This is a genomic window from Hydrogenophaga sp. (genome assembly GCF_030158645.1).
In the GTDB taxonomy this organism is placed as follows: Bacteria; Pseudomonadota; Gammaproteobacteria; order Burkholderiales; family Burkholderiaceae_C; genus Hydrogenophaga.
The window spans coordinates 40,954-54,039 of record NZ_JAOASO010000062.1 but is presented as its reverse complement, the minus strand read 5'-3'; the positions used below and the strand labels follow the sequence as shown (position 1 = coordinate 54,039).

Below are 13,086 nucleotides of genomic sequence, written 5' to 3'. Positions count from 1 at the left end.
TGACCGGCTTCCAGATGACGGGCGAGATCATCGGCATGGACGGCATCGTGAGCGATCACCATTCGTGCGATGCCGTGGCGCTGGAAGACGCCGAGGTCTGCATCATGCCGTTCGACCAGGTCGAAGAGCTGTCGCGGGAGTTCACCACGCTGCAGCACCATGTGCACAAGATCCTGAGCCGCGAGATCGTGCGCGACCACAGCGTGATGCTGTTGCTGGGCAGCATGCGGGCCGAGGAGCGGCTGGCCGCTTTCCTGCTGAACCTGGTGCAGCGCCTGCACGCGCGTGGCTTTTCACAGTCCGAGTTCGTGCTGCGCATGACGCGCGAAGAGATCGGCAGCTACCTCGGCATGAAGCTGGAGACGGTGAGCCGCACGTTCTCGAAGTTCGTCGAAGACGGCATCATCGAGGTGAAGCAGCGCTACGTGCACATCAAGAACGTCGACGGGCTGCGCCAGATCGTCAACCCGCAAACCTGCATTTGAGGCCCCCACGCTCCGCCGCTGCGCGGGTCGCTGCCCCCCGAGGGGGCTGATCCGGCTTGGGGCGGCCCGGCGCCGGATCACGACGTCCTCTCCCCGCTGCGCCGCTCAGAGCTCGGACGGCGGCAGGCTCAGCAGCGTGGTGAGTGCGCTCGACGCCATCGTCAACCCCCAGAAAACGAAGAACGCCAGGGTGTAGACCGCCTCGCGCGAGAGCGCCAGGGGTGACCCGAACCAGTGCAGACTGCCCGGGTCCACGAGTGCGAACACCACCATCTCCAGCACGGCCGCCACCAGAAAGGCGGGCCATGCAATCACCATCAGGCGTTTTCCCCACATGGGCTGGTCTCCCCGTTGTTGTGGTGTCGGATCACTCGGCCGGGATCACCGGTGAAGCGGCGTTGTTGCGCGCCTGGTGGGCCGGCTGCAGCTTGGCCAGCGCGTCGATGCGCGCCTGGCCTTGCAGCTCGTGGGCCGCTTTGTAGTCGCGCTGGTAGTCGGCCTTGTTGAGCACGGGATCGGCGCCGTTGATGGCGAAGAAGGCGGCCGTGAGACTGGCCGCCACGCCCACCAGCGGCGCGCCCACCACCAGCCACATCTGCGGCGTGCGCCACCAGGCGGTAGAAGAAGGGTGTGATGTGTGGATGGAACTCATGAAAATCTCCTGAAAGGGGGCTGGTTCAACGTGGAACCAGGAAGGCGGCCTTCTCGGTCACGCGGGCCACCTCGTCGCCGGTGGAACGGATCTCGAACTGGATCGGGTGTGAACCCGTGGACGCCGAGCCGGGTGGGACCTGCACCCGTACCGCAGCCGAACGCACCTCGGTGGGCAACACCTCGACCTCGGTGACCGGATCCAGCGTGATGCCGGGCAGGCCCGAGACGCTGATGGCATACCGCTGCGTTTCCTCGGTGGCGTTCATGATCTGCAGGCGGTACACGTTTTCGATGCGGCCCTGCTCCACCATGCGCGCCAATGAACCGCGGTCGCGCATCACGTCCACGCGCAGCGGCGTTCGCAGGTACAGGCTCACGCCCACCGCCGCGGTGATGGTGAGCAGGATGGCCGAGTACACCAGCACGCGTGGGCGCATGGCGCGCTTGAGCATCTGTTTCGTGTCCCAGCCCTGCTGCATGCCGTTCTGGGTCGAGAACTTGATGAGCCCGCGCGGATAGCCCACCTTGTCCATCACGTCGTCACACACATCCACGCAGGCGGCGCAGCCGATGCACTCGTACTGCAGACCTTTGCGGATGTCGATGCCGGTCGGACACACCTGCACGCAAAGTGTGCAGTCAATGCACGAGCCCAGGCCCAATGCCACGGGATTGGCTTTCTTCGAGCGCGGTCCACGCGGTTCACCGCGCTTCTCGTCGTAGGTCACGATCATCGTGTCCTTGTCGAACATCGCGCTCTGGAAGCGGGCGTAGGGGCACATGTACTTGCACACCTGCTCTCGCAGGAAGCCGGCGTTGCCGTACGTGGCGAAGCCGTAGAAAAACACCCAGAAGGTCTGCCAAGGTCCCAGCGACGCGGCCAGTGAGAGCGCGCCCAGTTCCCGGATGGGTGTGAAGTAGCCCACGAAGGTGAAGCCCGTCCACAGCGCAAAGGCGATCCACAGCACCTGCTTGAGCACCCGCTTGCCCAGCTTGGAGGCCGACATGGTGGCAGCGTCCAGCCGCAGGCGGGCCGAGCGGTCCCCCTCCACCTTTTTCTCGATCCAGAGAAAGATCTCGGTGTAGACCGTCTGCGGGCAGGCAAAGCCGCACCACAGCCGCCCCGCGACCGCCGTGAACAAAAACAGGGACAGCGCCGAGATGACCAACAACCCCGTGAGGTAGATGAAGTCCTGCGGGTAGAGCACCAGGCTGAAGATGTAGAAGCGGCGTACTTCCAGATCAAACAACACCGCCTGGCGCGCGTTCCATTCCAGCCAGGGCAGACCGTAGAAAACGATCTGCGTGATCCACACCATGAGCCAGCGCCAGTTCGAGAACACACCCGAGACCGAGCGTGGGTGGATCTTCTGGCTGGCCGCGTACAGGGACACCATCGTCTCGTCGTCCACCGGGACGGGCACGATGGGGATGACGGTGGCGGAGGGCTTGGTGGTGGACACGGGTATGTGCAATCCGGCTCAGTTGGCGGCCACGGGTGGCTTGTTGGACAGCCCCCAGACATAGGCCGTCAGCACATGAATCTGGTCGGCGTTGAGCTTGCCGGCCTGCGCCGGCATCTGGTTGGTGAAGCCGTTGGTGACGGCGCGCACGATGGCCTCTTCGCCCCAGCCGTGCAGCCAGATACCGTCCGTCAGGTTGGGGGCACCCAGCGCCGTGTTGCCCTTGCCCTCGGCGCCGTGGCAGGCCGCGCACACGGCGAACTTGACCCGGCCCTGCGCCGCCTTCACCGAGTCATGGGGCGTGGCTGACAGGCTCATCACGTAGTGAGCGACGTTGCGCACGTCGTCCGGTGTTCCCACGGCAGCGGCCAGCGCAGGCATCATGCCGATGCGGCCCTGCGTGAGCGTCGTCTTGATCGCGGCCGGCTCACCCCCGTGCAGCCAGTCGGCGTCGGTCAGGTTGGGGAAGCTGCGGGCACCGCGGGCGTCCGACCCGTGGCATTGTGCGCAGTTGTTCATGTACAGGCGCTCACCCACCGCCATGGCGGGTGCGTCGCCCGCCAGTTGCTCGGGCGACAGGCCGTTGAAGCGGGCGTAAATCGGCGCGATGTCCTGCTGCATCTTGTCCACCTCCGCCTGGTGCTGGCCTTGTGACGACCAGCCGAGCACGCCTGCGTATTTGCCGAAGGTCGGGTACAGCACGCCGTAAACGAGGGCAAAGATCACCGTGATGACGAACAGGTACACCCACCAGCGCGGCAGCGGGTTGTTCATCTCCTGCAGGTCGCCGTCCCACACGTGGCCGGTGGTGTTGTCGGCCCGGGCCTTGACTTTGGTCGTGCCGCTGATCCACAGCAGCACCGCGCAGGCCAGGATGCTGACCAAGGTCAGCCCGGCCACGTACCAGGACCAGAATTCGCTGGTGAAATCGCTCATGATGTTTCTCTTGTTCTGACAGGTTCGCGGGGTTCACTCGTCCTGGAAGGGCAACTGGGCCGCTTCCTCGAAGCGCTCCTTGTTGCGCCTGGACCAGGCCCAGGCCACGATGCCCAGGAAGGTCAGCAGGCTGACCAGGGTGACGATGCTGCGCAGGTCGTTGATGTCCATGGTGTCCTCCGCGGGCTTATTTGATGGCGGTGCCGAGCACCTGCAGGTAAGCCACCAGCGCGTCGAGTTCGGTCTTGCCCTTCACGTCGGCGGGGGCGGATGCGATCTCGGCGTCGGTGTAGGGAGCGCCCAGGGTACGCAGCACCTCCATGCGGCGCGGCACGCTGGCCTCGTTCACGGTCTTCTTGCCCAGCCAGGGGTAGGCCGGCATGTTCGACTCGGGCACCAGGTCGCGCGGGTTGTTCAGGTGAACGCGGTGCCATTCGTCGCTGTAGCGTCCCCCCACGCGGTGCAGGTCCGGTCCGGTGCGCTTGCTGCCCCACTGGAAAGGCCGGTCGTACACAAACTCGCCGGCCAGCGAGTAGTGGCCGTAGCGCAGCGTCTCGGCCTGCAGCGGCCGGATCATCTGCGAGTGGCAGTTGTAGCAACCCTCGCGCACGTAGATGTCGCGTCCGAGGATCTGCAGCGCGCTGTAGGGTTTGAGACCCTCCACCGGCTGGGTGGTGGACTTCTGGAAGAACAGCGGAACGATCTCCACCAGTCCACCGACCGCGATCACCAGCACGATGAGCACGATCATCAGGAAGTTGTTGGTCTCGATCCGCTCGTGGGTGAAACCCTGGATCTTGTCTTCGTTGGCCATGGTCTTGTCCTCAGGCGTGGGCAGGGTTGAGCGCGGGGATGCGCACTTCGGGCGCCTGTCCGTTCCTGACCGTCATGACCGTGTTCCACAACATGACCAGCATGCCGCCGAGGTACAGCAGGCCCCCCAGCAGACGGATCACATAGAAAGGGAACGTCGCCTTCACGGACTCCACGAAGGTGTAGGTGAGGCTGCCGTCGGGGTTGATGGAGCGCCACATCAGCCCCTGCATCACACCGGCGATCCACATCGCGGCGATGTAGAGCACGATGCCGATGGTGGCGATCCAGAAGTGCAGCTCGATGGCGGGCACCGAGTACATCTTCTTCTGGCCGTACAGGCGGGGGATCAGGTAGTACATGGAACCCATGGTCACCAGGCCGACCCAGCCCAGCGCGCCGCTGTGCACGTGGCCCACGGTCCAGTCGGTGTAGTGGCTCAGGGCGTTCACGGTCTTGATCGACATCATCGGACCTTCGAAGGTCGACATGCCGTAGAACGAGAGCGAGACGATCAGGAAACGCAGGATCGGGTCGTCGCGCAGTTTGTGCCAGGCGCCCGAGAGCGTCATGATGCCGTTGATCATGCCGCCCCAGCTGGGCGCGAGCAGGATGAGCGAGAACACCATGCCCACCGATTGCGTCCAGTCGGGCAGCGCGGTGTAGTGCAGGTGGTGCGGGCCGGCCCACATGTAGGTGAAGATCAGCGCCCAGAAGTGCACGATCGACAGCCGGTACGAGTACACCGGGCGCTCGGCCTGCTTGGGGATGAAGTAGTACATCATTCCGAGGAAGCCGGCGGTGAGGAAGAAGCCCACCGCGTTGTGGCCGTACCACCACTGCACCATGGCGTCCTGCACGCCGGCGTAGGCCGAGTAGGACTTGAAGCCGTCCACCGGCAGCGCCGCGCTGTTGACGATGTGCAGCATGGCCACGGCCAGGATGAAGGCGCCGAAGAACCAGTTGGCCACGTAGATGTGGCGCACCTTGCGCTTGCCGATGGTGCCGAAGAACACCACCGCATAGGCCACCCAGACCACCGCGATCAGCAGGTCGATGGGCCATTCGAGTTCGGCGTATTCCTTGCCGGAGGTCAGGCCCAGCGGCAGCGTGATGGCCGCCAGCACGATCACGAGTTGCCAGCCCCAGAAGGTGAAGGCGGCCAGGCCGTCGGAGAAGATCCGCGTCTGGCAGGTGCGCTGCACCACGTAGTAACTGGCCGCAAACAGGCCGCAACCACCGAAAGCAAAGATCACCGCGTTGGTGTGCAGCGGCCGCAAGCGACCGTAAGACAACCACTCAATGCCCAGATTGAGCTCGGGCCAGGTGAGCTGGGCAGCAATGATCACGCCCACCAGCATTCCCACCACCCCCCACACCACCGTCATGATGGTGAACTGCCGCACCACTTTGTCGTTGTAGACCGCCGACTGGCTGGCCTGGTTTGTCACGGACATACAGAACTCCTCGCAAATGTCACTGATTGAAGTGTCTTCACTGCCGGAGCTCGGCGCCTTGACTTACATCAAGCGAGCTCAATCGCTTTTGAGAATCCGCTCGCCCTCACGCTCGATGTTGTCGAACTGCCCCGACTGCAAGGCCCACCAGAACACGCCGATGATCCCGAACACGAGCAGCACGGACAGGGGAATCAGCAGGTACAGGACGTCCATGGCAAGAAGGTTCTCGGAATCGTGGTGGGGGTGCGGTCCATGCTACGCCGATGCGGGCGCGGAAACCGGGTTGATCGATGAGGAGTGCGTGCTTTTCCCGGCCAGGCGCAGGGCGTTGCCGATCACCAGCAGCGAACTGCCCGCCATGCCCAGACCGGCCAGCCAGGGCGGCATCCAGCCCACCAGCGCCAGCGGCACGGCCACCAGGTTGTAGGCCGCGGCCCAGATGAGGTTCTGCCGCACGATGCGCAGCGTGGCACGCGCCTGGGTCAGCGTGTGCACCACGTCCATCACCTGTCCGCCCTGGATCACATAGTCCGACTGGGCCTGCGCCAGCGGCGCGGCCTGGCCGAGCGCGAACGAGGTGTCGGCCCGCGCAAGCACCGGCCCGTCGTTGAGGCCGTCGCCCACCATGGCGAGGGTGAGGCCCTGCGCCTGCAGGCGAGAGACCTCGTCCAGCTTTTGCTCGGGCGTGGCGCCAGCGATCACGTGATCCACCCCCACCGCCCGGCCCACGGCCTCGGCGGCGGCAGCACGGTCGCCCGACAGCAGCCAGGTGCGCACGCCCAGCGCGCGCAAGGCCTGCACCGCCTCGCGGGCGTCGTCGCGCAGGCCTTCTTCCAGGGTGAAGCTGGCCATCCAGCCCTGGTCGTCGCTGAGGTGGGCGCGGGGCGCGTCTTGGGTCGCGGAGACCAGGGGTGCCCCGCAGAACGCGGCCGAGCCCAGCCGCACGCCAGCGCCGTCGGGCCGTCGGGCCTGCATGCCCTGCCCCGCCACCTCGCGCACATCCACCATTTGCAGTCCTGTGGAATGCTGCGTCAGCGCGCGCGACACCGGGTGCAGCGAGCCCGCCGCCAGCGCACCGGCCAGCGCCAGCGCCTGCTCGCGGCTCACGCCCGCCCGCGTGACGACTTCGCGCAGGACCAGCCGGTCGTGGGTCAGCGTGCCGGTCTTGTCGAACACCACGGCGTTGATGTTGGCCAGCGTCTCGAACGCCTGAAGCCGGCGCACCAGAACACCGCGGCGGGCCAGCGCCCCGGCCGAGCTCAGCATGGCCGCCGGCGTCGCCAGCGAGAGCGCACACGGGCAGGTGACGATGAGCACCGCCACCGCCACGGCCAGCGCACGGGTGTGGTCGATCTGCCACCAGTACACCCCGGCCACCGCCGCGGCCAGCAGCACGAGCAACAGAAAGGGCGCGGCCACCCGGTCGGCCAGGATGGCCAGGCGCGGTTTCTCGGTGGAGGCCTGCTCCATCAACTGGACGATCTGGGCAAAGCGCGTGTCGCGCCCGACCTGCATCACGCGCATGCGCACCGGACCACCCAGGTTGAAACTGCCGGCCACCACGCCCTGCCCTGCTTCGCGCGTGACCGGGCGCGACTCACCGGTGAGCAAGGCCTCGTCCACCGTGGCCCGTTCGCTCAACAACTCGCCGTCGGCCGGAAAAGCCTGGCCGGCCTGAAGAAGCACCACGTCGCCCACCGCCAGCCGGCGGATGGACACCGTCTCAAGGCCCTTCGCGGTCTCGCGCTCGCACACTTCGGGCAAGCGGTTCATCAGGCTGTCGAGCGCGCCGGCGGTGCGGTCGCGCGCCTTGAATTCGAGGTAGCGCCCACCGAGCAGGAAAAACACGAACATGGTCAGCGAGTCGAACCAGACCTCGGCGCCCCAGGGGCCGGTGGGGTCGAAGGTGGCGGCCGAACTCACGAGGAAGGTGACCAGGATGCCGATGGAGACCGGCGTGTCCATGCCCACACGGCCGTGCTTGAGGTCGCGCCAGGCACTTTCGAAAAACGGACCGCTGGCAAAAAACACCACCGGCAGGCTCAGCACCCAGCTGGCCCAGCGCAGCAACTGGTCGATGTCGGCCGGGATCTCGCCCGGCTCGGTCACGTAGGCGGGCCACGCGTACATCATCACCTGCATCATGCAGAAGCCCGCCACGAACAGGCGCCACAGGCCTTGCCGGGTTTCACGCAGGCGCTCGCTGATGCTCAGCGCCTGCTGCATGGGGAGCAGGCGGTAGCCGCGCTCGCCCACCACCTGCGCCAGGCTGGACATGCGGGTGGCAGAAGGGTCCCAGCGCAGCGTGAGCCGGCGCGTGGCGGCGTGCACCCGCGCCAACTGCACACCGGGCAAGCCTTGCAGGGCCGACTCCACCGTGTCGGCGCAGGCGGCGCAGTACATGCCCTGAACCATCAGCACCGATTCGGCGAGATCACCGTCGGCCTGCTCGATGCGCTGGGTGAAGGTCGCCTGCTCCACCGGATCGTCGAGCACCGCGAAGTTGTCGGTGACGGTGAGGGGTCCCCGGTGGTCGGTCAGCCAGCTGGTGGCTGGGGATGCGGGTTCGGCGAGCAGGGGCCGCACCGGGAGCGTGGACGCGGCCTGGTTCATGGGCTGAGCGTAATCGGGGACTTGTTTCATGGGCTTGATCCAAGTCAACCACAAGCGGGCCAGCTGCGCTACCCTGAAGACTCGAACAACAAACTTGAAGGAGCAAGCCATGTACAAGCGCATCCTGGTCGCCACCGACGGATCCAAACTCTCCAAGATGGCGGTGGAACACGCCATCAACCTGGCGGACCTCACCGGCGCGGAAGTGGTGGCCCTGAAGGTGGTGCCGCGCTACCCGCAGACTTACTTTGAAGGCGGCGTGGCCCTGGCCGCGGCCGAGATCGCGCGCATCGAAGCACAATGGAACGAGGAAGCGCTGACGGCTGTGAATGCGGTGAAATCGGCTGGGCAGCTGCGCGAGGTCAAGGTCAAGCCAGTCACCGTGAAGTCGGACCTGATCGCCGAGGCCATCATCGCCACGGCCAAACGCAACAAGTGCGACCTGATCGTGATGGCTTCGCACGGCCGCCGGGGTTTGAAGCGCTTGTTGCTCGGCAGCGAAACCCAGCAGGTGCTCACGCATTCGCACACACCGGTGTTGGTGCTGCGCTGACTTGACCCCCATCTCACAGGGCTGAGGGGCCCGGTGTAGAGTGGGCGGGCACCCCGACCCACCCCATGCCGCCCTCGTCCCCCGCTTCGCCCACCTTCGTCACAGGTTCCACGCTCAAGCACGTCATCAGCATGACCGCCACCGGCTCCATCGGGCTGGCGGCGGTTTTTCTCGTCGACGTGCTCAACCTGTTCTACATCTCGCAGCTCGGGCAGAAGGAGCTGGCCGCGGCGGTCGGCTACGCCGGCACCCTGGTGTTCTTCCTCACCTCGCTGGCCATTGGCCTGTCGATCGCGGCCACGGCCCTGGCCTCCCGTGCCCTGGGGCGTGGCGAACGCGACCAGGCCCAGGTGATCGCGGGCGCCTCGCTGGTGCTGATGGCCGTGTTCATGGGGGCCGCGGTGGCCTTGATCTATCCGTGGCTGGCCCACCTGATCGCGCTGCTCGGTGCGACGGGCGACACGGCCGCACTGGCCCTGCGGTTCACCCATTGGGTGGTGCCCTCGGCGGTGCCACTGGGACTGGGCATGTGCCTGGCGGCGCTGCTGCGCTCGCTGGGTGACGCACGCCGTGCGATGTATGTGACGCTGGGCGCGGGCGCGGTGTCGGCCGTGCTCGACCCGTTGCTCATTCTCGGCCTGGGCTGGGGGCTGGACGGTGCGGCGACGGCCACGGTGCTGGCCCGTTGCTCCATGGTGTTCATCGGCCTGCACGCCCTGCTGCGGGTTCACCGGTTGTTTGCCTGGCCCACCTGGCGGGTGCTGCGCAACACCCTGCAACCCTTTCTCGCCATCGGCTTTCCGGCCGTGCTGACCCAGGTGGCCACGCCGGTGGGCAATGCTTTTGTGACCGCGGCCATCGCGCCGTTCGGCGACAACGCGGTGGCGGGCTGGGCGGTGATCGTGCGCCTGATTCCGGTTGCTTTCGTGGCGCTGTTTGCGCTCTCGGGCTCGGTGGGTCCGATCCTGGGTCAGAACCTGGGTGCGCGCCGCTTTGACCGCCTGCGCAGCACCGTGCGCGACAGCCTGAAAGTGACGCTGGTGTACGTGCTGGTGGTGTGGTTGCTGATGGCGGTGGGCAGCGGTTTCATCGCCACCGCGTTCGGTGCACAGGGTGAGGCGCGCGAGCTGATCGTGTTCTTCTGCGTGTTCGTGGCGGGCAGTTTTTTCTTCAACGGCGCATTGTTCGTGGCCAACGCGGCGTTCAACAACCTGGGCTTTGCCTTCTATTCCACCGCGCTCAACTGGGGCCGCGCCACGCTGGGGGTGGCGCCCTTCATCTGGATCGGTGCACAGTGGTTTGGTGCGCGCGGGGTGTTGGCGGGGTATGGCCTGGGGGTGGTCGTGTTCGGGGTGGTGGGCTTGTGGCTGAGTCGGCGGGTGCTGAAACGGTTGGAGCGGGAAGCCACTTCTGCCGGCCTTGCTTCTCGTTAGTTGGGGTTGATGGCGTGCACCACTTGGGCTCGCGGACGCGGCTTGCTCTGCTCCGCGGCTGTCCCCCGGCGGCTGGAGCCGCCTCCTCCTTTATGCCGCTGCGCGGAGCAAACCACGCCCTCGAGCGGCCTGCACCCTGGCACGCCAAGCTTTCAACACGCCTTTCGAACGCCAAGGAGGGCGGCGGCAGCCGGGCTGACCGGCGCAGCGGCATAAAGGAGGAGCACGGGGCGCAGCCCCGGGCGGGGGACAGCCGCGGAGCCGGTCAGCCCGGTTGCCGCCGACCGGAGCAAGCCAACGAAATGGGGCTCAAGCAAACAACGATTTGTGCTCTTCCCGCAGCAAATTTTTCTGAACCTTCCCCATCGTGTTCCTCGGCAACTCGTTCACCACAAAACAGCGCTTGGGAATCTTGAAGTTCGCCAGACGCGACTTGAGCGAAGCCAACACCTGCGCGGCGTCCACCTGCGCACCCGGCTTGGCAATCAGCAGCGCCACACCCACCTCGCCAAAGTCCGGATGCGGCACACCGATCACCGCACTCTCGACCACCCCCGGCATCTCGTTGATGTAGCCCTCGATCTCGGCCGGGTACACGTTGTAGCCGCCGGAGATGATCAGGTCCTTGCTGCGCCCCACGATGTTCACGTAACCGCGCTCGTCGATGCGGCCCACGTCACCCGTCTTGAAAAAACCGTCCGCGGTGAACTCCTCGGCTGTCTTCTCCGGCATGCGCCAGTAGCCCTTGAAGATGTTGGGACCACGCACCTGGATGCCACCGATCTCACCCGGCTGCACCAGCTGCCCGTCGTCGCCCATCACGCGCAGTTCCACCCCTGGCAACGGGAAACCCACCGTGCCGCCACGCCGTTCGGTGGCGCCGCCATGGCGCGGGTCGGCACCGCAGGGGTTGGAGGTCAGCATGGCGGTTTCGCTCATGCCGTAACGCTCCAGGATGGTGTGGCCCGTGCGGGCCTTCCAGTCGTTGAAGGTCTCGATCAGCAGCGGCGCCGAGCCCGAGATGAAGAGCCGCATGTGCGCCGCCTGCTCCACCGTGAGCGTGGGCTCGGCCAGCATGCGGGTGTAGAGCGTGGGCACGCCCATGAACACCGTGGCCTCCGAGAACTTGCGGATCGCCAGCTTGGGGTCGAACTTCGACATCCAGAACATCTTGCTGCCGTTGATCAGCGCGCCGTGGATGGCCACAAAAAGACCATGCACGTGGAAGATGGGCAACGCATGAATCAACACGTCATCGGGTTGCCAGCCCCAGTAGGTCTTGAGCACCTCGGCGTTGCTGCGCAGGTTGCCGTGCGTGAGCATCGCGCCCTTGCTGCGGCCGGTGGTGCCACTGGTGTAGAGGATGGCGGCGAGGTCGTCGTCCGCGCGCACGGCGGGCGTGTGCCGGTCGCTCATGTGGGCGGCGCGCTCCAGCAGGCTGCCGGTGCGGTCGTCGCCCAGCGTGAACACATGGCGCGTGCCGGCGGTGAAGGCAATCTTGCTGACCCAGCCGAACTGGCCCGGGCTGCACACCACCACGGCGGGCTCGGCGTTGCCGATGAAATACTCGATCTCGGCGCTCTGGTAGGCCGTGTTGAGCGGCAGAAACACATGGCCCGCGCGCAGCGTGGCGAGGTACAGCACCAGCGCTTCGACCGACTTCTCCACCTGCACCGCCACGCGCGATGCGAGCGGCAGCGCCAGCGAGTCGAGCAGGTTGGCCACCATGGCCGAGGCGCGGTCGAGGTCGCGCCACGAATAGTTCAGACCATCGTCGGTCTCGATCGCCACCCGGTCGAGGTCCTGCGGGAAGGCCGCGCGCAGGGCGGCAAAGAGGTTGGAGTTGTCCATGTTCTGGTCAGCAAAGTGGGGTGACAAAAAGATCAGAAAACCGCGGGCCGTTTGGCCAGAAACGCCGCGATGCCTTCGCGGTGTTCGGCGCTGTCGGCGTAGCGGTAGGCGCCAGCGTCCCCGGACAACGGCGCGCCCTGGGCGGCACGCAGGGCCTGTTTGTTGAGCCGCGCGGCTTGCGGGGACAGTGCACAAATGCGCTGGGCACGCGCCAGCACGGCGGACGTGAGCGTGCCGTCGGGCAGCACCGTGTTGAGAAAACCGCGCGCCTTCATCTCGCCGGCGTCAAAGACCGCCGCTTCCAGCAGCATTTCGCGCGCGGTCGCCGCGCCGGCTTCACGGGCCACCAGCGCGGCCTCGCGCGGCGCCATGGGAAAACCCAGCTTGGCGATCGGCGCACCGAAACGTGCGCCGCTGGCCGCCACGCGGATGTCGCAACAGCTCGCCATCTCCACCCCCGCGCCCATGCAGTTGCCTTCGATCTGCGCGAGCATCGGCACGTCGCAGGCCAGCATGGCGCCCAGGCCGCCCCACACATCGTCTTCGTGGAAACCGCGCAAGGCGGGCTCGTCGAACCGGAAGTCGGGGTACTCGGCGATGTCACCACCCGCGCAGAAGTGCCCCCCCTCGCCCACCACGATCACGCAGCGCACGTCGGCGCGGCTTTGCAGCGCCACGAACACGGTCTTGAGCTCACGCCACATCGCGCGCGACATGGCGTTGAACTTGCCCGGGTGCGACAGGGTCACCTGCGCCACCTGGCCCAGCAGGGCCAGGTGGACTCGGCCGGTCATGGAGGCGAGGGCCAGCCGCCGGGCCGCCCCA

Annotated in this window: 14 protein-coding genes; 3 read left to right on the top strand and 11 right to left on the bottom strand. The window is 66.4% G+C overall.

Annotated elements, in window-relative coordinates:
- A partial coding sequence (locus Q1W68_RS06485; RefSeq protein ID WP_300715919.1) for a helix-turn-helix domain-containing protein occupies positions 1–485 on the top strand: 485 nt, incomplete at its 5' end.
- 105 nt (positions 486–590) lie between these two features.
- Here the strand turns inward: Q1W68_RS06485 and Q1W68_RS06480 are convergent.
- The 9 genes from Q1W68_RS06480 to Q1W68_RS06440 all read right to left on the bottom strand — a co-directional run bounded on the left by Q1W68_RS06480 (position 591) and on the right by Q1W68_RS06440 (position 8,454).
- Positions 591–821 (bottom strand): hypothetical protein, encoded by a 231-nt coding sequence (locus Q1W68_RS06480; RefSeq protein ID WP_300655852.1) that lies wholly within the window; start codon positions 819–821, stop codon positions 591–593.
- A gap of 31 nt (positions 822–852) precedes the next feature.
- Positions 853–1,137: a hypothetical protein gene (locus Q1W68_RS06475; RefSeq protein ID WP_300655850.1), complete on the bottom strand. Its 285-nt coding sequence runs from the start codon at positions 1,135–1,137 to the stop codon at positions 853–855.
- A 25-nt stretch (positions 1,138–1,162) separates the two neighbouring features.
- Positions 1,163–2,536, bottom strand: coding sequence for a cytochrome c oxidase accessory protein CcoG (gene ccoG / locus Q1W68_RS06470; protein ID WP_300655866.1), 1,374 nt, complete (start codon positions 2,534–2,536; stop codon positions 1,163–1,165).
- An 84-nt stretch (positions 2,537–2,620) separates the two neighbouring features.
- Positions 2,621–3,538, bottom strand: a complete 918-nt coding sequence (gene ccoP, locus Q1W68_RS06465) for a cytochrome-c oxidase, cbb3-type subunit III (RefSeq protein ID WP_300715918.1) — start codon at positions 3,536–3,538, stop codon at positions 2,621–2,623.
- Positions 3,539–3,571: 33 nt separating this feature from the next.
- Positions 3,572–3,709, bottom strand: a complete 138-nt coding sequence (locus tag Q1W68_RS06460; protein WP_300660286.1) for a cbb3-type cytochrome c oxidase subunit 3 — start codon at positions 3,707–3,709, stop codon at positions 3,572–3,574.
- A gap of 16 nt (positions 3,710–3,725) precedes the next feature.
- Complete coding sequence (gene ccoO, locus Q1W68_RS06455) at positions 3,726–4,352, bottom strand: cytochrome-c oxidase, cbb3-type subunit II (protein WP_300650632.1); 627 nt, start codon at positions 4,350–4,352, stop codon at positions 3,726–3,728.
- A 10-nt stretch (positions 4,353–4,362) separates the two neighbouring features.
- Positions 4,363–5,808 carry a cytochrome-c oxidase, cbb3-type subunit I gene (gene ccoN, locus Q1W68_RS06450; RefSeq protein ID WP_300715917.1) on the bottom strand — a complete coding sequence of 482 codons (1,446 nt, stop codon included), beginning with the start codon at positions 5,806–5,808 and terminating at the stop codon, positions 4,363–4,365.
- Positions 5,809–5,886: 78 nt separating this feature from the next.
- Positions 5,887–6,024, bottom strand: a complete 138-nt coding sequence (gene ccoS, locus Q1W68_RS06445; protein ID WP_300651765.1) for a cbb3-type cytochrome oxidase assembly protein CcoS — start codon at positions 6,022–6,024, stop codon at positions 5,887–5,889.
- A gap of 42 nt (positions 6,025–6,066) precedes the next feature.
- A complete protein-coding gene (locus tag Q1W68_RS06440) occupies positions 6,067–8,454 on the bottom strand; it encodes a cation-translocating P-type ATPase (protein ID WP_300651762.1) in 2,388 nt (795 codons plus the stop codon).
- Positions 8,455–8,533: 79 nt separating this feature from the next.
- On the opposite strand from Q1W68_RS06440, the gene Q1W68_RS06435 reads away from it, so the two are divergent.
- Positions 8,534–8,977: a universal stress protein gene (locus Q1W68_RS06435; protein WP_300651760.1), complete on the top strand. Its 444-nt coding sequence runs from the start codon at positions 8,534–8,536 to the stop codon at positions 8,975–8,977.
- A 65-nt stretch (positions 8,978–9,042) separates the two neighbouring features.
- The gene (locus Q1W68_RS06430; protein ID WP_300651757.1) at positions 9,043–10,410 is read left to right on the top strand and encodes an MATE family efflux transporter; all 1,368 of its coding nucleotides are present in this window, start codon (positions 9,043–9,045) and stop codon (positions 10,408–10,410) included.
- A 309-nt stretch (positions 10,411–10,719) separates the two neighbouring features.
- Here the strand turns inward: Q1W68_RS06430 and Q1W68_RS06425 are convergent, their stop codons facing one another.
- On the bottom strand, positions 10,720–12,261 hold the full coding sequence (locus tag Q1W68_RS06425; RefSeq protein ID WP_300651754.1) for a malonyl-CoA synthase: 1,542 nt from the start codon (positions 12,259–12,261) through the stop codon (positions 10,720–10,722).
- Positions 12,262–12,293: 32 nt separating this feature from the next.
- A complete protein-coding gene (locus Q1W68_RS06420) occupies positions 12,294–13,055 on the bottom strand; it encodes an enoyl-CoA hydratase/isomerase family protein (RefSeq protein ID WP_300651752.1) in 762 nt (253 codons plus the stop codon).
- Positions 13,056–13,086 lie beyond the last annotated feature (31 nt).

Excerpts from the sequence above, each read along its gene's own strand:
- Q1W68_RS06480 (WP_300655852.1), bottom strand. The coding sequence starts at position 821 with ATGTGGGGAAAACGCCTGATGGTGATTGCATGGCCCGCCTTTCTGGTG.
- Q1W68_RS06425 (WP_300651754.1), bottom strand. The coding sequence starts at position 12,261 with ATGGACAACTCCAACCTCTTTGCCGCCCTGCGCGCGGCCTTCCCGCAG.
- ccoN (WP_300715917.1), bottom strand. The coding sequence starts at position 5,808 with ATGTCCGTGACAAACCAGGCCAGCCAGTCGGCGGTCTACAACGACAAA.
- ccoO (WP_300650632.1), bottom strand. The coding sequence starts at position 4,352 with ATGGCCAACGAAGACAAGATCCAGGGTTTCACCCACGAGCGGATCGAG.
- Q1W68_RS06475 (WP_300655850.1), bottom strand. The coding sequence starts at position 1,137 with ATGAGTTCCATCCACACATCACACCCTTCTTCTACCGCCTGGTGGCGC.
- Q1W68_RS06440 (WP_300651762.1), bottom strand. The coding sequence starts at position 8,454 with ATGAAACAAGTCCCCGATTACGCTCAGCCCATGAACCAGGCCGCGTCC.
- ccoP (WP_300715918.1), bottom strand. The coding sequence starts at position 3,538 with ATGAGCGATTTCACCAGCGAATTCTGGTCCTGGTACGTGGCCGGGCTG.
- ccoS (WP_300651765.1), bottom strand. The coding sequence starts at position 6,024 with ATGGACGTCCTGTACCTGCTGATTCCCCTGTCCGTGCTGCTCGTGTTC.
- Q1W68_RS06460 (WP_300660286.1), bottom strand. The coding sequence starts at position 3,709 with ATGGACATCAACGACCTGCGCAGCATCGTCACCCTGGTCAGCCTGCTG.
- Q1W68_RS06420 (WP_300651752.1), bottom strand. The coding sequence starts at position 13,055 with ATGACCGGCCGAGTCCACCTGGCCCTGCTGGGCCAGGTGGCGCAGGTG.
- ccoG (WP_300655866.1), bottom strand. The coding sequence starts at position 2,536 with ATGGTGTCCCTGTACGCGGCCAGCCAGAAGATCCACCCACGCTCGGTC.
- Q1W68_RS06430 (WP_300651757.1), top strand. The coding sequence starts at position 9,043 with ATGCCGCCCTCGTCCCCCGCTTCGCCCACCTTCGTCACAGGTTCCACG.
- Q1W68_RS06435 (WP_300651760.1), top strand. The coding sequence starts at position 8,534 with ATGTACAAGCGCATCCTGGTCGCCACCGACGGATCCAAACTCTCCAAG.